This window comes from Thermomonas sp. (assembly GCF_041919455.1).
Taxonomy (GTDB): Bacteria; Pseudomonadota; Gammaproteobacteria; order Xanthomonadales; family Xanthomonadaceae; genus Thermomonas.
The window spans coordinates 1-22455 of the sequence record NZ_JAYRTQ010000032.1 but is presented as its reverse complement, the minus strand read 5'-3'; the positions used below and the strand labels follow the sequence as shown (position 1 = coordinate 22455).

20 protein-coding genes and 1 riboswitch are annotated in these 22455 nt (G+C 65.0%); of the genes, 9 read left to right on the top strand and 11 right to left on the bottom strand.

Features of this window, described 5'->3' with window-relative positions; translation table 11 throughout:
* Nucleotides 1-227 (top strand): hypothetical protein (locus ACE3T8_RS14315; protein ID WP_374610045.1); only part of this gene is annotated, 227 nt, incomplete at its 5' end.
* 377 nt (nucleotides 228-604) lie between these two features.
* Here ACE3T8_RS14315 and ACE3T8_RS14310 read toward each other — a convergent pair.
* The 4 genes from ACE3T8_RS14310 to ACE3T8_RS14295 form a co-directional block, all read right to left on the bottom strand.
* Nucleotides 605-862, bottom strand: a complete 258-nt coding sequence (locus ACE3T8_RS14310) for a hypothetical protein (protein ID WP_374610043.1) — start codon at nucleotides 860-862, stop codon at nucleotides 605-607.
* Between the two features lie 107 nt (nucleotides 863-969).
* Nucleotides 970-1356, bottom strand: coding sequence for a hypothetical protein (locus ACE3T8_RS14305; RefSeq protein WP_374610042.1), 387 nt, complete (start codon nucleotides 1354-1356; stop codon nucleotides 970-972).
* A 495-nt stretch (nucleotides 1357-1851) separates the two neighbouring features.
* Nucleotides 1852-2529: a hypothetical protein gene (locus ACE3T8_RS14300; RefSeq protein ID WP_374610040.1), complete on the bottom strand. Its 678-nt coding sequence runs from the start codon at nucleotides 2527-2529 to the stop codon at nucleotides 1852-1854.
* A gap of 1732 nt (nucleotides 2530-4261) precedes the next feature.
* Nucleotides 4262-4430, top strand: a riboswitch (cobalamin riboswitch).
* 402 nt (nucleotides 4431-4832) lie between these two features.
* Entirely contained in the window at nucleotides 4833-5183 is a 351-nt protein-coding gene (locus ACE3T8_RS14295) for a DUF3024 domain-containing protein (RefSeq protein WP_374610038.1), read from the bottom strand.
* Nucleotides 5184-5427: 244 nt separating this feature from the next.
* On the opposite strand from ACE3T8_RS14295, the gene ACE3T8_RS14290 reads away from it, so the two are divergent.
* Both ACE3T8_RS14290 and ACE3T8_RS14285 read left to right on the top strand, forming a co-directional pair.
* Nucleotides 5428-6390, top strand: coding sequence for an integron integrase (locus ACE3T8_RS14290; RefSeq protein ID WP_374610049.1), 963 nt, complete (start codon nucleotides 5428-5430; stop codon nucleotides 6388-6390).
* 94 nt (nucleotides 6391-6484) lie between these two features.
* Nucleotides 6485-7420, top strand: a complete 936-nt coding sequence (locus tag ACE3T8_RS14285) for an integron integrase (RefSeq protein WP_374610037.1) — start codon at nucleotides 6485-6487, stop codon at nucleotides 7418-7420.
* A 15-nt stretch (nucleotides 7421-7435) separates the two neighbouring features.
* On the opposite strand, the gene ACE3T8_RS14280 is transcribed toward ACE3T8_RS14285, so the two are convergent.
* The 7 genes from ACE3T8_RS14280 to ACE3T8_RS14250 all read right to left on the bottom strand — a co-directional run bounded on the left by ACE3T8_RS14280 (nucleotide 7436) and on the right by ACE3T8_RS14250 (nucleotide 15261).
* Entirely contained in the window at nucleotides 7436-7825 is a 390-nt protein-coding gene (locus ACE3T8_RS14280) for a hypothetical protein (protein WP_374610036.1), read from the bottom strand.
* 62 nt (nucleotides 7826-7887) lie between these two features.
* On the bottom strand, nucleotides 7888-8619 hold the full coding sequence (gene nfi / locus ACE3T8_RS14275) for a deoxyribonuclease V (protein ID WP_374610047.1): 732 nt from the start codon (nucleotides 8617-8619) through the stop codon (nucleotides 7888-7890).
* A complete protein-coding gene (locus tag ACE3T8_RS14270) occupies nucleotides 8604-9137 on the bottom strand; it encodes a phosphoglycerate mutase family protein (protein ID WP_374610034.1) in 534 nt (177 codons plus the stop codon). Before ACE3T8_RS14270 ends, nfi begins: the two co-directional genes overlap by 16 nt.
* Nucleotides 9138-9153: 16 nt before the next feature.
* On the bottom strand, nucleotides 9154-12645 hold the full coding sequence (gene mfd, locus ACE3T8_RS14265) for a transcription-repair coupling factor (RefSeq protein WP_374610032.1): 3492 nt from the start codon (nucleotides 12643-12645) through the stop codon (nucleotides 9154-9156).
* Between the two features lie 88 nt (nucleotides 12646-12733).
* Nucleotides 12734-13324, bottom strand: a complete 591-nt coding sequence (locus ACE3T8_RS14260) for a GNAT family N-acetyltransferase (RefSeq protein ID WP_374610030.1) — start codon at nucleotides 13322-13324, stop codon at nucleotides 12734-12736.
* Between the two features lie 72 nt (nucleotides 13325-13396).
* Nucleotides 13397-14341 (bottom strand): DUF808 domain-containing protein, encoded by a 945-nt coding sequence (locus ACE3T8_RS14255; RefSeq protein ID WP_374610029.1) that lies wholly within the window; start codon nucleotides 14339-14341, stop codon nucleotides 13397-13399.
* Nucleotides 14342-14403: 62 nt separating this feature from the next.
* A complete protein-coding gene (locus ACE3T8_RS14250) occupies nucleotides 14404-15261 on the bottom strand; it encodes a 23S rRNA (adenine(2030)-N(6))-methyltransferase RlmJ (RefSeq protein WP_374610027.1) in 858 nt (285 codons plus the stop codon).
* A gap of 112 nt (nucleotides 15262-15373) precedes the next feature.
* On the opposite strand from ACE3T8_RS14250, the gene creB reads away from it, so the two are divergent.
* The 6 genes from creB to ACE3T8_RS14220 all read left to right on the top strand — a co-directional run bounded on the left by creB (nucleotide 15374) and on the right by ACE3T8_RS14220 (nucleotide 22170).
* Nucleotides 15374-16051: a two-component system response regulator CreB gene (creB, locus tag ACE3T8_RS14245; RefSeq protein WP_374610025.1), complete on the top strand. Its 678-nt coding sequence runs from the start codon at nucleotides 15374-15376 to the stop codon at nucleotides 16049-16051.
* An 18-nt stretch (nucleotides 16052-16069) separates the two neighbouring features.
* Nucleotides 16070-17515: a two-component system sensor histidine kinase CreC gene (gene creC, locus ACE3T8_RS14240; RefSeq protein ID WP_374610023.1), complete on the top strand. Its 1446-nt coding sequence runs from the start codon at nucleotides 16070-16072 to the stop codon at nucleotides 17513-17515.
* A gap of 92 nt (nucleotides 17516-17607) precedes the next feature.
* The gene (creD, locus tag ACE3T8_RS14235) at nucleotides 17608-18975 is read left to right on the top strand and encodes a cell envelope integrity protein CreD (protein WP_374610021.1); all 1368 of its coding nucleotides are present in this window, start codon (nucleotides 17608-17610) and stop codon (nucleotides 18973-18975) included.
* Between the two features lie 9 nt (nucleotides 18976-18984).
* On the top strand, nucleotides 18985-19602 hold the full coding sequence (locus ACE3T8_RS14230; RefSeq protein WP_374610020.1) for a GNAT family N-acetyltransferase: 618 nt from the start codon (nucleotides 18985-18987) through the stop codon (nucleotides 19600-19602).
* A complete protein-coding gene (locus tag ACE3T8_RS14225; protein WP_374610018.1) occupies nucleotides 19599-20516 on the top strand; it encodes a carbon-nitrogen hydrolase family protein in 918 nt (305 codons plus the stop codon). Before ACE3T8_RS14230 ends, ACE3T8_RS14225 begins: the two co-directional genes overlap by 4 nt.
* 70 nt (nucleotides 20517-20586) lie before the next feature.
* Complete coding sequence (locus ACE3T8_RS14220; RefSeq protein WP_374610016.1) at nucleotides 20587-22170, top strand: M20/M25/M40 family metallo-hydrolase; 1584 nt, start codon at nucleotides 20587-20589, stop codon at nucleotides 22168-22170.
* Nucleotides 22171-22455: the final 285 nt, after the last annotated feature.

Here is a 22455-nt window from a genome sequence, read left to right as displayed (position 1 = left end):
TCAGAGCACCAAAAAATACGCGGCGAAGAGCCAAAGCTGCCAATCCACATGCGCATGATCGCTTCAAGTTGCTCGCACCGTCGGGATTTTGCTCCCAGGCAATCGGCGCAGCCGTTTGCGGACGTTGGGAGCAGGGCGGCAACGCCGTGCTGCGAACCGCATGGAGCCTGACGCTACAAGTCGCAATGAACTGCGTTTTCAGTTGCGATGATCTATTGCAGACCTAACGCCTGAGTTAAGCCGGGGAGCGGAGCGGCCACGGCAGAGACAGCATCTTACGATGCTCTGCCGAGGCCGCGAAGCGGACTCGGCTTGAACGAATTGTTAGATTGAGATTGGCCTATGAACCGACACGCTGCCAGTGAAGGCAGGGCCGCCGCAGCTTGACGAGGACGGCCCGTGAGCAAGACCAGGAGATTGGCCTGCGAAGGCGGTTCCTAGCCCTTCACCATTGCCTAAACCGCTTTTGCGAGAAAATTTTAAGAGCCTCGCGCCAACTCAATCTAACGCCTGAGTTAAGCCGGGCAGCGCAGCGGCCACGGCGTGGTGTACAGGTTACGACACTGCGCCGAGGCCGCGAAGCGGACTCGGCTTGAACGAATTGTTAGGTGTGCGAGCCATGATCTTGTTGCCCGCCCTCATGGTCGCTCAAAGCGCGTTCTGAGATTTGTTTGATGCGTGCGATCTGAGCCAAATATAGGCCGTGCGCCCGCTTGTCGATTTCTTTCATAATCGCAGCGTTCTTTGACTTAACTGAGTCAATCTCAACTTCCAGCGTGACGATCCGCTCGTGGAGTCGTTGGTTCTCCTTCAAGAGCTTCTCGTAGTGCTCGCTAGTGCGCTCGTCGGCGATTTTCTTCACTGCACACCTAACGCCTGAGTTAAGCCGGGCCGCTTTGCGGCCTTGGGCAAGTGAAAATTACCAGAGCTTGCACGAGGCCGCGAAGCGGGCTCGGCTTGAACGAATTGTTAGCCCCCAGCGAGGGCGGTCGCAACTGCTTGGTTCAATAGTTCTTGGTCATCTACAAGTTCTCGGTAGGCGAGATACGACAGTTGCCCATCATTGACCTGACGCTGGATAAAAAGCGCTAAACGCCACTCATCCGGGTCCGGCTTATCAAAGTCAAAGTCAATGCCACCCACTTCTGGCGTCTTGAAGATGTGCACGCCAATTCCATGCGGTCTGACGAACCAGCAGGTATTCGGGATGGCCTGGAAACGGCGATGCGCGGGACTCAGAATGTCCGAGGCGTCAGCCAAGTTGAATGTACGAATCAGCAACTCTTTTCCCCACGCGACATGGGCATACCAAAGAGGAATTGCTTGTCTCACCAGTGCGACGTGATCGTGGTTCATGGGGGCTAACGCCTGAGTTAAGCCGGACCGCTGCGCGGCACGGCGGTGTGGTACACGTTACCGCACTAAGCCGAGCCGCGAAGCGGTCTCGGCTTGAACGAATTGTTAGGCCCCAGCCTGTTGTGGTAGTTCACGGACATGAGGCGCCGAATTACTGCAGTAGAACTCATATCGCTTGCCGCTTTGCAGTGCGGCGACGAATGACCTGTTGCCGTCAACAGTCACTTGTCCTGGGCACTCAAATTCTATTTTCAACGCGCCGGGTGCCACGAGGAGCGGCCCATCTGGTGCGGGATGGCCGTCAACGGCGTAAATGCGGCCTGGACTTGTTGCGGTGAGGTCTTGTGCGATTTCTAGACGCGCGGGGCCGAGAGTGCGAACAGCTGCAACTTGGCACGAGGTGAGTAGAAGGCAGGCAAGCGAGAACACATGCTTCATGGGGCCTAACGCCTGAGTTAAGCCGCACCGATTTGCGGCGGCGGCAAGGCCACAATCTTACGAGGCTTTGCCGACGCCGCGAAGCGGTGTCGGCTTGAACGAATTGTTAGGCGCGTGCTCTTCATTGGGTTTGAAGAGAGCGGTGATGATCAGGCGATCCCAGAACAGCAAACCCCAGTACTCAAGATTGCTCTGATCAGTGTCACGAAAATATTTGTAGTCAAAAACACCCTGGTACTGGCCACGCGACTCCAGCGGCCCTAAAGCATCTTGAAAAAGTTTGGTGGGCTCACGATCTGGCGGGAAGATCTCGATTCCCACCCTCACATCAGGGGAAAGAATCTTCCCGTGTTCTTTGAAGTAGAGCCCGCGGATTATTTTCCAAAGAACTCGTCGTATGCGTGATGGGTCAATTCGCTTTGCTATCAAGCCGGGTGGGAGCTGAAGGCCTGAGGGCGTTTGCTCGAACTCAGTAAGCACAGTCTTTACGAGTCCAACTTTCTGACCCGACTGGAATTTTCGACCGATGTCTGCGAGCAGCGAATTTCCCGCGTAAGAGCCCGCTGCAAATGGAGCGAGCGAGTTTACGAAATAGTCTTCGTCATGCTGGAAGGACTTGTTGCATTCACCATGAGTCGGAAGCGTGAATAGGTTCGGTGCATGAGCTTGCCTTACAGAGCGAACGTAAAGCTGCTTGGGAGGTACATGATCACGCGAAGAGTCGTCCTCGATCACGAGAGAGCATAGATAGCAGGTCTGTGGCTCTTGCATCTAAGCGCCTAACGCCTGAGTTAAGCCGGCCCGATTTGCGGCCACGGCTGAGTGACAATCTTACGGCGCTCTGCCGAGGCCGCGAAGCGGGCTCGGCTTGAACGAATTGTTAGGTGTCTCGCCGTGAACTACCTGCCGCTGGGCTTTGGACGCCCCCAGAGCAACATTGCAACGAGCAACGAAGACAAGGGTGCAGATATGGCTAGCGCCTTCAATGAACCAACTGCGTACGCCGGATCTCCGCTGAATGCAAAGATCACGAGATCAAAGATCGGCGGGCCAGCGGAAGTGCCGCTTCCCCCCAGATTGGCAGGGGTTACAACGAGCGCAATCAAAGTGCCCCAAACGATTGAACGAAGGATGACACTCTTAACGTTTCTCGTTGCGAAGTAAGCAACAACCCCAATGAAGAGTGTCAGAACTACAGCGATCCCCGCAAAGAAATAAATGAAGCCCGAGTAGTCAGAGGCGATTGCGGTGGTTGGAAGCAGCAGAGATGCGGTTGTTGCAAAAAGTCTTTCAAGATGCTGATGACGCCTCATGTGACACCTAACGCCTGAGTTAAGCCGGACCGCGCAGCGGCAGCGGCAAGTGGCTGAATGGTAGCGGCCATTTGCCGAGGCCGCGAAGCGGTCTCGGCTTGAACGAATTGTTAGATCTCAGTCCACTGATCCGTTCTTTAGTATGAAGTCCAGTACGACTCTTGCCTCTGCAGTGTCATTGGGAATGGAGGGCGGGCAATAGATGTCTGCAATGTAGCCGTCTGGAGTGTCCCTTACGCGTTCGCAGAAAGCAGAGCGAGATGAGGCCGCGAACTCAGCCCTCAGGATGTTTTCCGCCTTGCGACCAATTAGAAACGGGTGAATGCAAGCCTGGCACTCATAACGCTTGCGGTCCTTGCGACTGGTGTAGAAGTTTTGCGCAGGGCTGGCGCAAAGCGGGCAGTCCGCCTCTGATTTTTCTTCGGTCACCGGTTACTCCAATTGAGATCTAACGCCTGAGTTAAGCCGGGCCGCTGCGCGGCCACGGCAGAGTGACAATGTTACGTTGCTCTGCCGAGGCCGCGAAGCGGGCTCGGCTTGAACGAATTGTTAGGTCTCAACTCTTTGAACCCGAGCTAGTACCCTCGGCGTGTGACTGGGTCGGCCCACGTATTCTTGTCGCCGGTTGCCAAGTTGGTTGCTGATTTTAGGAAGAACTCGTTGGGCGCCGTCAGTAGATCCGGCCAGACCTCAATCTTGTAGAGATTCTTCTGCGTAAGCTGGAGCTGGTAAGTGACGCCTGCGGCGTAGAACTCTGGATAGAAATCAAGGCATGGGACGACAGCCTGGATCAGTTCACCCTTGAGTGGTGACGGGCCGGACACGACGCGAAACGTCACGGGTGTCCCGATAAATATCACTCCGCATCCAACAGGCGTTGGAACGAACTCGGCTACGGCGGTGATGCCTACTGATTCACCAACTGCAGGAGTGTTCGCACAGCCGGTGGCGCTGCATATCGCTAGCGTTGCCGAAATGGTCGCGCTGTACAAAGTCGCTAGAGGCTTCATTGAGACCTAACGCCTGAGTTAAGCCGGGCCGATTTGCGGCCACGGCAGAGTGACAATCCTACGACGCTCTGCCGAGGCCGCGAAGCGGGCTCGGCTTGAACGAATTGTTAGATGGCAACCGGGCTTGACACGCCTTGGGAGCATCAATATGTTGAAACTGTCGGTGCCCGACACGCCTGATAGGCCTGTCTGGGCTGAAAAGGGAATCCGGTTTGAGCCCGGAACTGCCCCGCAACGGTAACGGATATGAAAGGCTGTTTGCCGAGTAGTTGATCCGTGAGTCCGAAGACCTGCCGACCACTCCACATTCACGCGCAACCGTGGGGTAGGTCGACTGGTCTTTGGCCGGTTGCGGGGATGTTGACTATCCTCTCCGTAGCCGTGCCTCCAGTGTTCATCTCCTGCGAGGGCGTGGAGATGTGCGCTACTAAGAGGCATAACTCATGAAGAGTGGAATCGCTCGAACGAGGATTTTGATTACTGGAAGAATGACTCCGGGTGGAGCAAATCTTGTTGGGGTAATCTGCGCAGCGACAGGTCTTGTTCTGGCTGTTGGCTTTGTGATTTTTCTCTTGCTATGAGAGCGAGAATTTTCATTGCCATCTAACGCCTGAGTTAAGCCGGGCCGCTGCGCGGCTTGGCGTGATGGTAAACGCTACCATTTAAGCCGAGCCGCGAAGCGGTCTCGGCTTGAACGAATTGTTAGGCCCAGCCCTTAACCAAAAAAGCATGCGTGCTTGTCCTCAGCAACGAGAGCTAAGAATCGTTCGACTGAACGAACTCTGGGTGCTTCAGGGTAGATATGCCACTTAAGGTCTGCACGTTGCCAGTAGATCTTCCAACAGTCTTGCGCCCTGACGTAGGTTGTCTTTGCTACCGGATGCTCTGTTGTCTCGCCTGGTTCCCCACGCCAGCGCGGACGAATCTCAAATATCTCGATACTTTGGCCGGAAATCCGGAAGGCTAGGTCCAATTTTGGCCGGATATGCGGTGGTGGCCGATGCTTTTGGATGAAGGAGTCAACGACCTTCTCAAATCTCTTTGTCTCGAATTCGCTAAAAGCCATATCTGGGCCTAACGCCTAGTAGCTTGCGAACGGGCAGCATAGTGCTGTTTGTTCATTTGTGTTTGATCAGGCTGAGGGGAAATCTTACCTAACAAACAGTTTTTTACTGAATGAGTGCACGAGGGTTGGTGTGCAGCATGGGGTGCAAATCCAGCACGGGTGCGGTCATATGCTTTATGTCGTTGAAACCCCGAAATATCCCGGTGTTGTGGGTGAGCCGAATTGGGAGGGTGATGAGTCGCAGTTGGCCAGGATATCGGCGCTGGTCGAAGACGTTCGCCGCGTGTTGCGGGCTCGGCACTACAGCGTCAGAACCGAGGGGGTATATCTGGGGTGGATCAAGCGGTTCATCTTGGCGAATCGATTGCGGCATCCGGCGGACATGGGGCAGCGTGAGGTCGAAGCGTTCCTCACGCGATTGGCGGTGGAAGGACAGGTCGCGTCGTCGACGCAGAACCAGGCCTTGTCGGCGCTGTTGTTCCTGTACCGCGATGTCCTGCGGGCGCGCATGGACTGGATGGAGGACGTGGTGCGTGCGAAGCGGGCGCGCAAGCTGCCGGTGGTGTTGGCCGGTGAAGAAGTGCGCTTGCTGCTGGCGCAACTGGATGGTCGGGCCTGGTTGCTGGCCAGCGTGCTGTACGGAACCGGGATGCGCCTGATGGAATGCTTGCGCTTGCGGGTCAAGGATGTCGATTTCGCGCGGGGGGAGATCACCGTGCGGGATGGCAAGGGCGGGAAGGATCGGCGCACGGTGTTGCCGCGCAGCCTGGTGGAACCCCTGCAGTTGGAGGTCGAACGCGCGCGCATCCTGCATGCGAGCGACCTGGCGGCAGGGTTCGGGGCGGTGTGGTTGCCGCATGCCTTGGCGCGCAAGTACATCAACGGTCCGCGTGAGTTCGCCTGGCAGTACGTCTTCCCAGCGCGGAATCGTTCGCTGGATCCGCGCGACGATACCGAGCGCCGGCATCACGTCGATGCGGAGTTCGTGTCGCGGGCGCTCAAGCAGGCGCGGAACCGGGCGGCGATCGACAAGCCGGTGACGGCGCACACGCTGCGGCATTCCTTCGCGACCCATTTGCTGGAGGCGGGTTACGACATCCGAACGATCCAGGAATTGCTGGGGCACAAGGACGTGGCGACGACGCAGATCTACACGCACGTGCTCAACCGCGGTCCCAACGCGGTGCGCAGTCCGCTGGATCGCTGAGCCGTCGGGACCGGCGTAGGCTGGTGTCTTTCACAGCACGGAGGTGCGACGGTGATGGGGTAGCCAAGCGGCGGAAGCTGGATCGCGGGATGAGGTGTTGGAGCAGGTGGGATTGGCGTGTCGGCGACGGCACCTGAGCAGGAGCACGGAGGCGGCCTACCGATATTGGGCCCGGCGGCTCATGGACTTCCTCGGCGGGCAGCCGCTGGAGACGGCCGGGGTGGTGCGCTTCCTCGACCATCTGGCCGCGGTGGAGCGGGTGGCGGCGAGTACGCATCTGCAGGCCTTGCACGGCGTGCTGTTCCTGTTCCGGCAGGTACTGGGTCGCGAGGTGGGTCGGTTGGAGGGCTTGCGCACGATGCGGCGACCGGCGCGGGTGCCAGTGGTGCTGGCGGTGGAGCAGGTGCGGGCGATCCTCAATGCGATGCACGGGATGCCGCGGCTGGTGGCGGCGTTGCTCTATGGCTCGGGCATGCGCGTCGGCGAGGCGCTGGCGTTGCGGGTGAAGGACGTGGATTTCCGCGCGGGCACGATCACCGTGCGGGCGGGCAAGGGCGCGAAGGATCGGGTGGCGATCCTTCCCGGGCGCGTGCGGGATTCGATGCACCGCTTGGCACTGTGGCGCCTGGCCTTGCACAAGCGGGACCTGGCGCGGGGCGATGGCCATGCGCCGTTGCCGGGCGCGCTGGAGCGGAAGTATCCGTCGGCATCGCGGGCGTTCGGCTGGCAGTTCCTGTTCGCGTCCAGCGCGGTGCGGCCATGCCCGGGAAGCGGTCGTCGCCTGCGCTGGCATCTGTCGCCCTCGACGGTGCAGGAGGCGTTCCACGAGGCGTTGCGCATCACCGGTTGCCACAAGCAGGCGTCATTGCATGTGCTGCGGCATTCGTTCGCGACGCACTTGCTGGCGCAGGGTGTCGACATCCGCACGATCCAGCAGTTGCTGGGGCATCGCCACCTGGACACGACGATGATCTACACCCATGTGCACCAGCCGGTGCGAGGGACGGTCAGTCCGCTGGATCGCTTCTGACGCGAATGCGCGATGTCATGGCGTGGTGCGGCGATCGATGCGCAGGCTGGCCTGCGGCGCTGGATGGCCGAGGTGGGTGAAGGTGACGTCGCGCGTGTCGAGCTTGGCCGAAGTCGGCCCTGCCTGCGGATTGAGATGCAGGTTGAGTGCACGAGGAGCGCCGCGGGTCGGTATCCACTGCAGCTCGATCACCGCATCGCCGGCCCAGACGCATTGCACGCCGGGCTTGCAGCGTGAGTCGCTGGACAGGCGGATGTAGCGCAACAGGCCATCCGCCAAGGTCGCCGATTGCCCCGGCATCAAGGCAACGGTGCTGCCATCCACGGCCTTCACGCCGACGTTGTACGAATAGGCGCAAGCGCCGAGCAGGCTGCCCAGCAGAAGGGCGGCGACGATGCGTGGCATGGCGGCAATTCCTGGAGGGGATTGCCGCAGCCTAGCGTTGACGGCATGAATGCGGCGCGAGCCTAGCCGTCATCGCCAGCGAACAGATCGGGGGATCCGACATCGCGCATGCGCGGGCCGCGGCGCGAGGCCAAGCGGTCGGCGAGGCGGGTGGGTTCCGGCAAGCGGTATTTGCCGACATAGCGCATCACCAGTTCCGGTGCGGAGGGCATCGCGACGCGGTGGCCGGGCGACACGATCAGCGGCAGGCAACCGGGCTTGCTGCGCAGGAGCCAGCCGATCTGCTCCTTGCCGCTGCGCAGCGGGGTAAAGGCGCCGCGCATCTCGTGCAGGGCCATGCGCGCTTCGCCGGTGAGGATCTTCTTGGCCACGCCGATGCTGGGCAGGCCGGTGTCGACGCCGAAATGCGCGGCGATGCCGAGCCGGCGCGGATGGGCGATGCCGTGGCCGTCGATGAATGCGAGGTCCGGCGCAGCCTGGAGCATCGCCAGTGCCTCGAGCAGCGCGGGGAGTTCGCGGAAGCTGAGGAAGCCGGGGATGTACGGCATGCGCGTGGGCAGGCGCGCAACCTGCTGGTCAATGACCTCGAGCGTGTCCGCATCGAGCAGGACGGCAGCGGCGCGGGTGGTGGCGCCATCGTCCTCGAAGCCGACGTCGAAGCCGGCGATGGTGCGCAGCGGCCTGGCGAAATCGTCGCGGAGGACGACACGCTGCGCGAGGTCGGCCTGCACGGCACGCAGGGCGGCGACATCGCCGGTCCAGTCCGGGATGGCGTCGGTCACGGTGCGGGCGATGCTGCGCCGTAGCGGGTGACGTCCAGCCGTGCGCGACCATCGGCTCCGATGCGGATGATGCTCAGGCGATCATATTCGTGGTCCGGGATCGGTGCGGTCGTGCAGGCACAGAGCGCGGCGACGATATCCGGCACGGTGTTGCTGTGGCCGGCGATCAGCACGGCGCCACGCGGATGCCTAGCTCGCAGCCGTGCGGCGAATTCGGTCGCGGGCTGCCCGGCGGGATACGGGGTGATCGCCATGCCGCGTGCTTCCGCACTGGGCGCCAGTGTTTGCGAGGTGCGCTTGAACTCGGTGGCGTAGGCGGCGGCGAGTTCACGCTCGCCGAGGGAGGCGGCCAGCGCCTGCGCGCGCGCATGGCCAGCAGGGCTCAGGTCGGGGTCGCGGCTGGCATCGACCTTTTCGGCGTGGCGGACCACGATGAAGGTGACGGCAGCGGTGTCCGCGGTGCGAGGCGCGGTCACGGCGCAGCCGGCAAGCGTGAGCGCCAGTGCGATGCAGGCAAGGAATCGAGTCATGCGGCAGAGCATACGGCTAGCCCGGCGCCAGTGCCGTCAACAGGCCACGTGCCGCATTGAAACGTGTCGTGGCATCCGGCAGGTCCAGGGTGATGCGCAGTTTGTCCGGGCCGTCCATCCGGTAGTGCTTCGGCTGGCCCTGGATCAGGCGGATGACCGCCATCGGGTCGACGTTGGGCTTCTCGACGAACTGCAGGCGGCCACCCGTCCCGCCGAGGTCGAGCTTGCGAATGCCGAGGCGGGTGGCATCGAGCTTCAACTCAGCGGTCGCGAACAGGTGCCTGGTGGGATCGGTGAGCAGGCCGAAGCGGTCGATCATTTCGACCTGCAATTCGCGCAGGGCATCGGCGTCGCGGGCGGCGCTGATGCGCTTGTAGAGGGTCAGGCGTGCGTGCGGATCGGGCAGGTAGTCGTCGGGGATCAGCGCGGGGACGTGCAGGTCGACGTCGGCGCCGTGGCGGCTGTCGCCATCGACATCGGGCAGCTTGCCCTGTTTGATCGACTTGACCGCGCGTTCCAGCAACTCGGTGTAAAGGCTGAAGCCGATTTCGGCCATCTGCCCGCTCTGGCCTTCGCCCAGCAGTTCGCCGGCGCCGCGGATTTCCAGGTCGTGCGTCGCCAGGGTGAAGCCGGCGCCGAGTTCATCCATCGAGGCGATCGCTTCCAGCCGCTTCTTCGCGTCGCTGGTGATGCTGCGCTGGTCCGGGATCGTGAGGTAGGCATACGCGCGGTGGTGCGAACGACCGACACGGCCGCGCAACTGGTGCAATTGGGCCAGGCCGAACTTGTCGGCGCGGTGGATGACGATGGTGTTGGCGTTGGGGATGTCGATGCCGGATTCGATGATGGTCGTGCACAGCAGCACGTTGAAGCGCTGCTTGTGGAAGTCCAGCATTACCCGCTCCAGTTCGCGTTCCGGCATCTGCCCATGGGCGATGCCGATGCGCGCCTCCGGCACCAGAGCCTGCAACTGGTCGTGCATGCGGCCGATGCTCTCGACGTCGTTGTGCAGGAAATACACCTGGCCGCCGCGCGCGAGTTCGCGCTGGAAGGCCTCGCGCAGCAGCGCATCGTCCCAGGCGTGGACGAAAGTTTGCACCGCCAGGCGATTGGCCGGCGGGGTGGCGATGATCGACAGGTCGCGCAGGCCGGCCATCGCCATGTTGAGCGTGCGCGGGATCGGCGTGGCGGTCAGGGTGAGCAGGTGCACGTTGGCGCGCAGCGCCTTCAGCGCTTCCTTCTGGCGCACGCCGAAGCGTTGTTCCTCGTCTACGATCACCAGGCCGAGGTCCTTGAACCTCACGTCCGGCTGCAGCAGGCGATGGGTGCCGACGATCACGTCGAGCTTGCCTTCGGCGAGCTTCTGCAGCTCGGCGTCGATTTCTTTCTTCGACTTGAAGCGCGACAGCACTTCGACCTTCAGCGGCCAGTCGGCGAAGCGGTCGCGGAAGTTGCGGTAATGCTGCTCGGCCAGCAGCGTGGTCGGCACCAGCACCGCGACCTGCTTGCCGCCGGTCGCGGCGACGAAGGCCGCGCGCACCGCGACCTCGGTCTTGCCGAAGCCGACATCGCCGCAGACCACCCGGTCCATCGGCTGCGAGGAGGCGAGATCGCGGATCACGGCTTCGATGGCGGCGTGCTGGTCCGGGGTCTCCTCGAACGGGAAGGTGGCGGCGAACGGTTCGTACATCGCCCGGTCGACGTCGATCGCCAGGCCCTTGCGCGCGTGGCGACGGGCCTGGATCTCCAGCAGTTCGGCGGCGACGTCGCGGACCTTCTCGGCGGCCTTCTTCTTGGCCTTCGCCCATTGTTCGCCGCCCAGGTTGTGCAGCGGCGCGGTGTCCGGGTTGGCGCCGGAATAGCGGCTGATGCGGTCGAGTTGCGCGACTGGCACGTACAGGCGATCGCCCTTGGCGTATTCGATGTCGAGGAATTCGCCGGGCATGCCGCCGATGTCCATGGCCACCAGTCCGCGATAGCGACCGACGCCGTGGTCCTCGTGCACGATCGGCGCGCCCAGCGAGAGCTCGCCGAGGTCGCGGATGATCGCTTCGGGTTCGCGCCCGGCGCGCTTGCGGCGGCGCGGCTGCGAGGCGCGCTCGGGGAACAACTGGCGTTCGGTGAGCACGCAGAGCGCGGGGTCAGCGAGGGCGAAGCCGTCGTCGAAGGCGGCGACGGCGAGCGTGAAGCGCGCATCGTGGGTGGCGAACTCATGCCAGCCCGGCAGCACCGTGGGCGACAGTCCCGCCGCCTCCAGCACTTCCCGCAAGGCCTCGCGCCGACCCGGCGAATCCGCGGCGACCAGCACGCGGCCCGGATAGCTGCCGAGGAAATCGCGTAGTGCCTGCGCGGGGGCGTGGTCCTTGGCCGCCAGCGGCAAGGCAGGCGCGGGTTGCACCGGTAGCGGCTGTGCATCGGCGTGGCGTGGGTGCGCGGGGGGGCAGACTTCGATGCGGTCGCCGCGGTTGAGGATCTCGCGCAGTGCATCCGGCGCGAGCCACAGGTCGGCAGGCGGCAGCAGCGGCCGTTCGACATCGTGGCGCAGTTGCTCGTAGCGCTGGCCGATCTGCTGCCAGGCGTGCTCGGCGGCCTCGCCGACGCCGTCGCAGAGCAGCGGCAGCATGCCGTCGGCGAGGTAGTCGAACAGCGTCGCGGTGCTGGATCCGGCGCCGCGCGGCTTCTCGAAGAACAGCGGCAGGTAGTACTCGATGCCGGCCGGCGCAACCCCGGCCTTCAGGTCCTGCACCAGTGCGCTGCGGCGAGTGTCGATGTCGAAGCGTTCGCGCAGCGCATCCAGTGCGAGTTGCACGCGCGCATCGTCCAGCGGGACCTCGCGGCCGGGCAGCAGTTCGATGCGGTCGATCCGCTCCAGCGAACGCTGCGATTCCGGGTCGAATACCCGGATCGTGTCGATCTCGTCGTCGAGCAATTCCAGCCGGAACGGCGCGTCGCTGCCCATCGGATAGACATCGAGCAGGCCGCCGCGCACGGCGAAATCGCCGGGGTCCTGCACCTGCGGGACGTTGCGGTAGCCGGCGGATTCCAGGCGGCGTTTTTCGGCATCGAGGTCGAGGCGTTGGCCGCTGCGCAGGTCGAAGCGGTTGCCCAGTACGTGGCCCAGCGGAGCCAGCCGCTGCATCAGGGTGGCGACCGGCACCACCACGATGCCGCGGGCGAGGTCGGGCAGTTTCGCCAGCGTGGCCAGGCGCTGGCTGACGATGTCGGGATGCGGGCTGAAGCGGTCGTAGGGCAGGGTCTCCCAGTCGGGGAAGCCGAGCACGGGCAGGCCGTCCTCGCCGGCGGCCAGCAGGCGCAGGTCGGCTTCCAACTGGTGCGCAGCGTGGTTGTCGCGGGCAACCACCAGCAGCGGGCCGGGATGGCGGCGCGCGGCGGCGGCGATCGCGCAGGCCAAGGCGGTCCCGGACGCGGGCGCACGCCACCAGGCACGCGACTGGCCGGATTTGGGCAGGGGGACGGGAAACGACAGCGGCGAGGCGGGATCGGGCATGCGAAAAAGGCGACTGGCGCCGGACGCGGTGCGCCAGCGCTAGAGTGTCCTGATTGAGGAAAACAGCCGGGGAGTTTAGCCGCTCGGGTCAGCGGCCCGGGGTGATCACGCCCGGCAGCGGCGGTGGCGCCTTCGGCTTGGGCGGCGGCAGGTCCAGCACCATCCGCACCATGCCCGGGTCGCCGGGGTATTCGCGCTGGAAGCCGAGCGAGGCCGCGAGCGCCTGCATCGGCAGGTTGCTTTCCAGCACCTCGCCATAGATACGCAGCACCTTGCGGCCCTTGGCCCAGCGCACCAGCCGGCGCATGAGATGCCGCCCAAGGCCCATGCCGTTGATGTAGTGGCTGACCAGGATCGCGAATTCGGCGTCGCGGCCGTTGTCGTCGATGGCGATGCGGGCGACCGCGCCGACCAGGGCTTCGCCGGGCGGCAGGGGTTCGGCGGCGACCAGGGCGAACTCGCGGCGCGGGTCGGGACGGGTCAGGCGTTCGGCCTGCTCCACGCCCAGTTCCTTCATCGGATGCAGGAAGCGCTGGCGCACCTCATCCGGCTCCAGCAGCACGAAGCCGGCGCGCAGCGGCACGGCGTCTTCGGGGCGAATCGGGCGGACCAGGACCTCGCGACCATTGGCGAGGTGGATTTTTTCGTGCCACGGGGGCATGCGGTTGCGGGCGGCCATGCCGGCATCATCCCTGCAACCGGGTTAAGAAAATGAATGGCGCATGTCCGGGACGTGTCGCGGCGGGTCCTGTCAGTGGGCCGCCGCGGCCGGTTTGCCGCGCAGGCGGGCGATCCCGGCCACCGCAGCCAGCACCAGCGCGCCGGCGATGATGCCGACCACCGCGTTGTACAGGTTCTCCCACAGCCAGCCCGGCGGGACGGCGCGGGCGGCCTCGGCCAAGTGGTGCAGGGCGGGGACGCCGTGGACCAGGATGCCGCCGCCGACCAGGAACATCGCCGCGGTGCCGGCGACCGAGAGGAACTTCATCAGCTTCGGGGCGAAGGCCAGGATGCCGCGGCCGATCGCGGTGCGCAGCTTGCCGGCGCCCTCTCGGGCCAGCCGCAGGCCGAGGTCGTCCAGCTTGACGATGCCGCCGACCAGGCCGTACACGCCCACGGTCATGATCAGCGAGATCGCCACCAGCACCGCGAATTGCTTCATGAAAGGCTGGGTGGCCACGGTACCGAGCGAAATCACGATGATCTCGGCGGACAAGATGAAATCGGTGCGGATCGCGCCTTTGATCTTGTCCTTCTCGAACGCGACCATGTCGACCGATTCGTCGTTGACGGCATCCACCAGCTCGGCGTGGTGCTGCTCGTCCTCCTGCGGCTTGTGCAGGAACTTGTGCGCGAGTTTCTCGACGCCCTCGTAGCACAGGAAGGCGCCGCCGATCATGAGCAGCGGGGTGATCAGCGGCACGTTGTAGCCCTGGCCGCGCAGCCACGCCTCCAGTGCGGCCACGCCCAGCGCCGCCGGCACCAGGATCACCTTGTTGACCATTGAGCCCTTGGCCACCGCCCAGACCACCGGCAATTCGCGGTCGGCGTTGATCCCGCTGACCTGCTGCGCGTTGAGGGCGAGGTCGTCGCCCAGCACGCCGGCGGTCTTCTTGGTGGCGACCTTGGTCATCACCGAGACGTCGTCGAGCAGGGTGGCGATGTCGTCGAACAGGGCGAAGAAGCTGGAGGGCATATGAAAAGGGGACGGAGGGAATTAAGCGAGCTTAATTCCCTCCGTCCCCTTTTCCTAACCTTTCACGCGGGGCTTTTCAGCCATGCCACCCGCGATGACGCCCCGGCCTCGCCCAGCGCCGCCTGCAGCGCGGCCAACGCAGGCCGCATGGCCACGTCGAACTGCCACGGCGCGTTGAGGATCAGCATGCCGCTGCCGTTCATCCGCAGCGGGGAATCGTCGGGCCGCACCAGCAGTTCCAGCAGCAGGGCGGATTTGGCGTCGATGGCGGCCGCCTTGCGCTGGAACGCCTGCAGGACGCGGCCCTGCTTGATCGGGTACCACAGGGCGAACATGCCCTGCGGCCAGCGCGACAGGCCTTCGCGCAGGGCCTTGATGGCGATGTCGAATTCGTCTAGTTGCGCTTCATACGGCGGGTCGATGAGCACCAGTCCGCGGGCGAACCGGGTGGCGCCGTGCTTCGGCGGCAGCATCGCCTTGATCGCCGCGTAACCGTCGCGCGCATGCACGGACACGCGCGGGTCGCGGGCGAAGTTGTCGGAGAGGACTGCTGCTTCTTCCGGCAGCAACTCGCAGGCGGCGATGTGGTCCTGTTCGCGCAGTGCGTGTGCGAGCAGCCACGGCGATCCGGGATAGGCGTGGCTGCCATGCGCCTGCCTGCAGGCGCGCACGGCGGTGAGGTAGCGCTGGACCGCCGGGTCGCGCGGGCTTTCCGCGACCAACCGGGCGATGCCGTCCTGGGCTTCGCCGGTCTTCTGTGCGGATTCGCCATCGAGCTTGTACAGGCCGCGTCCGCCATGGGTGTCCAGGGCGAAGCAGGGCGCGGGCTTCGCGGTCAGGGCATCGCACAGCGCCAGCAGGACGACGTGCTTGAGCACATCCGCGTGGTTGCCGGCGTGGAAGGCGTGGCGATAATTCATCCGTGCATTGTGGGGGAAATGGGGTCAGAGTGAATTTCCCGCCAAGCATCCTTGTTCGTTTCCAGAGCAGTGCACGGGAAACTTCACTCTGACCCCATTTCCGCGGGCTACGATGCCGCGCATGCCGACCATCCTGCTGGCCGAAGACGAAACCGCCATCGCCGACACAGTGCTGTATGCGCTGCGTGCGGAGGGCTTCACCGCCGAACATGTCCTGCTGGGCGGCAGCGTGCTGCCACGACTGAAGCAGGGCGGCGTCGACCTGGTGATCCTCGACGTCGGCCTGCCGGACCGCAGCGGATTCGAGGTCTGCCGCGAGTTGCGCACCACCAGCGCAGTGCCCGTGGTGTTCCTGACCGCGCGCAACGACGAGATCGACCGTGTGCTCGGGTTGGAATTGGGCGCGGACGACTATATGGCGAAACCCTTTTCCCCGCGTGAGCTGGTGGCGCGGGTGCGCGCGCGGCTGCGCCGGCACGAGGGCGGCGAGACCCAGCGCCGGGGCCGGTTCGAGGTGGATGCCGTGGCCCATCGCATCCGCTACGCCGGCCACTGGCTGGACATGACCCGCTATGAGCACGCGCTGCTGCATGAGCTGCTGCGTCGGCCGGGGGCGATCCTGAGCCGCGCGCAGTTGCTCGATCGCGCCTGGGAAGACGCGCTGGAAAGCGGCGAGCGCACCGTCGACACCCATGTGAAGACCCTGCGCGCCAAGTTGCGCGCGCTGGATCCCGCCCGCGACCCGATCCGCACCCATCGCGGCCTGGGTTACTCGATCGATGTCGACTGACCTCGTGCGGGCAGCGCCATGAAGATCGGCCTGCGCGTCCTGCTGGGGTATTTCCTGATCGTGGCGGTGGCCGCGCTGTTGCTGGTCAACGTCTTCGTGCAGCAGGTCAAGCCCGGCGTGCGCCAGGCGATGGAAGACACCCTGGCCGATACCGCCAACGTGCTCGCGGAACTGGCCAGCGACGACCTGCTGGCCGGGCGCATCAACCAGGGCCAGTTCGCCGGGCGGATCCGGTCGATGGGCCAGCGCGAGATCGGCGCCAGGATCTGGGGCCAGCCCAAGCACGCGCCCAGCTACCGGATCACCGTGACCGATGCGCGCGGGATCGTGGTCTACGACTCCGCAGGCCACGACCTAGGCCGGGACAACTCGCGCTGGAACGACGTGCACCGCACCTTGCGCGGCGAGTACGGCGCGCGGTCCACCCGTGATGACCCGAACGACGAGATGAGTTCGGTGATGTACGTGGCTGCGCCGATCCGCGACGGCCAGGGCCGCATCGCCGGCGTGCTCACGGTGTCCAAGCCGAACCGCAGCATCCAGCCCTTCATCGAGCGCAGCCAGGACGTGATCCTGCGCTGGGGCTGGGTGTTGCTGGGCAGCGCCTTGCTGGTAGGCCTGCTGGTGGCGTGGTGGTTGTCGCGGCAACTGGCGGGGCTGCGCCGGTATGCGGATGCGGTGTCGGCGGGGCAGCGCGCCAGCCTGCCGGCACGCGGCATCGAGAAGCCGGCCGGCGAGTTCGCCGACCTTGGCCGCGCGCTGGAGAGCATGCGCCGGCAACTGGACGGCAAGCAGTACGTCGAGCAGTACGTGCACAGCCTGACCCACGAGTTGAAGAGTCCGCTGGCGGCGATCCGTGCCGCCGCCGAGCTGCTGGAAGCACCGCTGCCGGACGCAGACCGCGCACGCTTTGCCGCCAGCATCGGCAGCCAGAGCCGGCGCATGGCGACGATGGTCGACAAGCTGCTGGCCCTGGCCGAGGTCGAGCACCGCCAGCGCATCGAGCGGCCGGAAGCGGTGGACATGGCGACGCTGGCGCGCGAAGTCGTGGACGACGCGGCATCGCATGCGCAGGCTCGGCGGGTGCGTGTCGAGGTGGATGCCGACAATGGAATGCCGCTGCTGCCGGGCGATCCGTTCCTGCTGCGGCGGATGCTGGCCAACCTGGTCGACAACGCGATCGATTTCTCGCCCGCCGATGGCATGGTCGAGGTGCGGCTGCAGGTCCGGGGCGATGCGCTCTCGATCGAGGTCGCCGATCGTGGGCCCGGGATTCCAGACTACGCGCTGGAGCGCGTATTCGATCGCTTCTATTCGCTACCACGCCCGGAAGGCGGCAACCGCAGCAGCGGACTCGGGCTGAACTTCGTCGCCGAGATCGCGCAACTGCATGGTGGCCAGGCGCGGCTGGAAAATCGCGAGGCCGGCGGCGCAATGGCCACGGTGATGTTGCCGATCGGCTGAGTCGCCTCACCCTCGCTTCATCGTCCGCCCATCGTGGCATCGAATGCCGACGCGAACCTGCATGCCACTTCGGACATGGATGGAGCGGGGCGATGCGATTGGCATTCAAGGCGGTGATGGTGGTGGTGCTGACACTGGCGATCCTGGTGCCGTTGACGATGGTCCGCGGCACCATCAACGAGCGCCAGGCCTATCGGCAGGAAGCGGTGGAGGCGGTGGCGCAGAGTTATGCGCGTGCACAGGGCATGGCCGGGCCGGTGCTGGTGGTGCCGTACAGCGAGCAGGTCGAGGTGGTGGAACCCGACGCGCAGGGCGTGCCGCGCACGCGCCAGACCGTGGTCGAAGGGCGCTGGCTGTATTTCCCGAAGACCCTGGCGCTGGAGGGCAAGCTGTTGCCGTCGATCCGCAAGCGCGGCCTGCACCAGGTGCGGGTCTACGAGTTGCAGGGCACGCTGGCCGCCACCTTCGATGCACGCATCCCCGACGCCGACCCGGCGCGTCCGCGCACCCTGGGCACGCCGTGGCTGGACATCGGGATCGCCGACGTGCGCGGCCTCACCGGTACGCCGACCTTGAAAATGGGTGCGACCGCGCTGCCGGTGCTGCAGGGCCAGCAGGGTCGCAACGAAGCCGGCGTGCATGCCCTGCTGCCGGAGGGTGCGATCGTCGACGGGCGGCTGGCCTTCCCGCTGCAATTCGGCTTCGCCCTGCGCGGCACCGAGGCGCTGCGCATCGCGCCGCTGGCGGACAGCAACCGCATCGCGCTGGCATCGGCCTGGCCGCATCCGCAGTTCAATGGTGACTTCCTGCCGCGCGCACCACGCATCGACGGCAACGGCTTCAAGGCGGAATGGGAAGTGTCCTCGCTGGCCAGCAATGCGCAGGCGCAGTATCGCGAGGGCGGCAACGTCGACGGCAAGCAGGCGCTGGACGCGATCGGCTTGTCGCTGGTGGAGCCGGTGGACCTGTATTCCAAGCTCGACCGCGCCAGCAAGTACGGCCTGCTGTTCGTGCTGCTGACCTTCGTCGGCTTCTTCATGTTCGAGACCATCCGCCAGTTGCCGATCCACCCGATCCAGTACCTGCTGGTCGGACTGGCGCTGGCGATCTTCTTCCTCCTGCTGCTTGGCCCGTCCGAGCACATCGCCTTCGGCATCGCCTACGTCGCGGCGAGTGTTGCCTGCATCGGCCTGCTCGGGTTCTACCTGGCGCATGTGTTGCGCAGCCGCGCGCGCGGGATTGGCTTTGCGGCGATGCTCGGCCTGCTGTATGCCGCGCTCTATGGATTGCTGCTCTCGGAGGACAACGCGCTGGTGCTGGGCTCGGGCCTGCTGTTCGCGATCCTGGCCGCGGTGATGATCGCCACGCGCAAGGTCGACTGGTACCAGGTGGCGGCGCGTTCGCCGACGCCGGCCATCGTCGATCTTGATGCCGATGTCGACGCACGGGCCACGGCCTAGAATCCCGTCATGGACGATGCGATCACATTGGAATGCCTGTCCGGTGCGGCGCTGCTGCCGCACCTGGACGCGGTCGCGGCACTGCGCATCGCGGTGTTCCGCGACTGGCCTTACCTCTACGACGGCGATGCCGCCTACGAACGTGAGTATCTGGATGCCTATGCCCAATCGACGAACAGCATCGTGGTGCTTGCGCGTGATGGCGATGACGTTGTCGGCGCGAGCACCGGCATTCCGCTGGCGCAGGACAGCACGGAGTTCCAGGCGCCGTTCCTCACGCGCGGCATCGACGTGGCGAAGGTGTTCTATTGCGGCGAGTCGGTGTTGTTGCCGGCGTACCGTCGTCGCGGTATCGGCCATGCGCTCTTCGATGCGCGCGAGGCGCATGCGCGCGCGCTGGGCGGCTTCGCGTGGACCGCATTCGCGGCGGTGGATCGCGACGAACGCGATCCGCGTCGTCCCGTCGACCATCGCGGCAACGAAGCGTTCTGGAGCAAGCGCGGCTACGTGCGCCAGCCGGGCATGACCATGCGCCTGCACTGGAACGAAACCGGCATCGGCGACATCGACCATCCCCTGACGTTCTGGCTGAGGCCACTGGACGTTGTTGACGAGGACGCATCATGAAAGTCGCGGCATGCAAGTACCCGGTCGGCGAACCGCGCGATTTCGCCGGATTCGCGGCTAAGCAGGAATCGCTGCTGGGCGAAGCGAAGGCACGCGGCGCGCAACTCGCGGTGTTGCCGGAATATCTGTCGCTGGAACTGGCGGCGCTGTTCGACGATGCGACCCGCGGCGAATTGCAGGCGTCACTGGCGGCGCTCCAGCCGCTGCGCGAAGCCTGGTTGGCGTTGTATGCCGGATTGGCGCGTGAGCTCGGCATCGGGATCGTGGCCGGCAGTTTCCTGCTGGAGACGGGAGGCGGGCGTTATCGCAACCGCAGCGATTTCTTCGCCGCGGACGGTGGTCATCTGTGGCAGGACAAGCTGCGGCTCACCGGTTTCGAGAAGCGCACCGGACTGATCGATTCCGGCGACGCGCTGAAGGTGTTCGATGCCGGCGGGGTGCGCGCGGGCATCGCGGTCTGCTACGACAGCGAATTCCCGCTGCCGGTGCGTGCGCAGTGCGAGGCCGGCGCGCGCCTGCTGCTGGTGCCCAGTTGCACGGATACCGATGCCGGCGCGACCCGCGTGCGGGTGGGCTGCCTGGCGCGCGCGCTGGAAAACCGCTGCTTCGTGGCCCAGGCGGTGACGGCGGGCGAGGCGCCGTGGAGCCCGGCGCTGGACACGAATACAGGCGAGGCCGCGCTGATCGCACCGATGGACGTGGGCCTGCCCAGCGACGGCATGCTGGTGCAGACGCGTGGGCGCGACACCTGGGCGATCGCCGAACTCGACGTCGATGCGCTGGAGGCCAGTCGCACACAGGCGCAGGTGGCCAACGACCGCGACTGGTCGGCGCAGTATTTCCCCACGGTCCTGCGCGCCCGGCTGGAGCGTGCGACCGATCACGGATCGCGGGCGGCCCTGGCGCGGGCATGACCGATGGCCCACGCCCGCCGCGCGTGGGCTTACTAGACTCCACGGTTTGTTTGCAACCATGGGGATGGCGATGAAGCGATTGATGTTGGTGACGGCGTTGCTTGTGGCCGGCGTGGCCGGGGCGCAAGAGAAGGTGGACCTGGACATGACCGGGCGCATCCGCGCCGAGGCGTTCAATCGCTCGCAGGTGATGGCCACCCTGAACCACCTGACCGACGAGATCGGTCCGCGCCTGACCAATTCGCCGTCGATGGCGGAAGCCAATCGCTGGACCCGTTCCAAGTTCACCGAGTGGGGCCTGTCCAACGTGCACGACGAAGCCGTCGAGGACATCGGCCGCGGCTGGTCGTTCGATGACGCCGGCGTGGAGATGCTGAGCCCGCGCATCATGCCGCTGCACGCGCTGCCAAAGGCGTGGACGCCGGGCACCGCCGGCCCGGTCGAGGGCGAGGCGATCTACGCCAAGCTGCAGAACAAGGGCGACCTGGAGAAGTGGAAGGGCAAGCTCAAGGGCAAGGTGCTGTTCATCGACGAACTGCGCCCGTACAAGCCCAATGAGAAGTCCGACTTCAGCCGCCACGACCACGACAGCCTGGAAGAACTGCTGTCGTATCCGCTGCCGACCGAGCGCAGCCGCGACGCGGCGATGCTGGCGCAGTTCCGCGAGCGCCAGGAATTCGGCCCGCTGCTCAACCAGTTCCTGATCGACGAAGGCGTGGTCGCCACGATGTCGATCAGCAGCTGGAACGACGGCATCGTCCGGGTCATGGGCGGCGGTTCGCGCAAGGCCGGCGAGTCGGTCGGCGTGCCGGCGCTGGTGATGATGGCCGAGCACTACAACACGGTGATGCGCGCGATCGATCGCAAGGAGGCGGTGAAGCTGCGCGTGAACGTGGATGCGCGCTTCCTCGATGACGCCAACAAGCCGGGCTACAACACCATCGCCGAGATCCCCGGCACCGGCCCGAACAAGAATGAAGTGGTGATGCTCGGCGCGCACATGGACTCGTGGCACACCGGTTCCGGCGCCAACGACAACGGTGCCGGCGTGGCGGTGATGATGGAGGCCGTGCGCATCCTCAAGGCGGTCGGCGCGCGTCCCAACCGCACGATCCGCGTCGCCCTGTGGACCGGCGAGGAGCAGGGCCTGATCGGCTCGCAGGCCTACGTGGCCAAGCACTTCGCCGCGTACCCGGAACCCACCGACCCGGCGCAGAAGGCGATCCCGGCGGCGTTCCGCACCAACAAGGGCAAGCTGGTCAGGACCGGCGACTACGAGAAGATCACCGCGTACTTCAACCTGGACAACGGCAGCGGCAAGATCCGCGGCATCTACGCCCAGGAAAACCTGGCGATCGCGCCGATCTTCGAGGACTGGCTGAAGCCTTGGAACGATGTCGGCGCGACCATCGTCACCCAGCGCAACACCGGCAGCACCGACCACGTCAGCTTCGACCGCGTCGGCATCCCCGGCTTCCAGTTCGTGCAGGACCAGCTGGACTACTTCAGCCACGTCCACCACACCCACCTGGACGTGCAGGACCATGCGGTGGCCGACGACCTCAAGCAGGCCTCCGCGATCGTCGCCTCGTTCGTCTACAACGCGGCGCAGCGCCCGGGCAAGCTCCCGCGCAAGATGCTGGTCGAGGATTGATCCATCACTCCCTCTCCGGCTGGCGGGAGAGGGTTGGAGTGAGGGTGGTAGCGAAGGGCCGGCAATGCCGGCCTTTTTTTCGGTTCTTCTCCCATCTGAGGGAGAGGCACACGGCCGACCCGGCTAACTTGTGGTTGTCGAGACTACAAATTGGGGCAGGCCGTGGCCGACGTGGATTGTATTGCTCAGCTTGGTGGCTGGACGGGTTATCGAGTATCGGGCTGGCGGCACGAGGCTCGTGGCGCGCGTCGCTGGCTGGTTGTGGAGTTGGCGCCTGACGGGTCA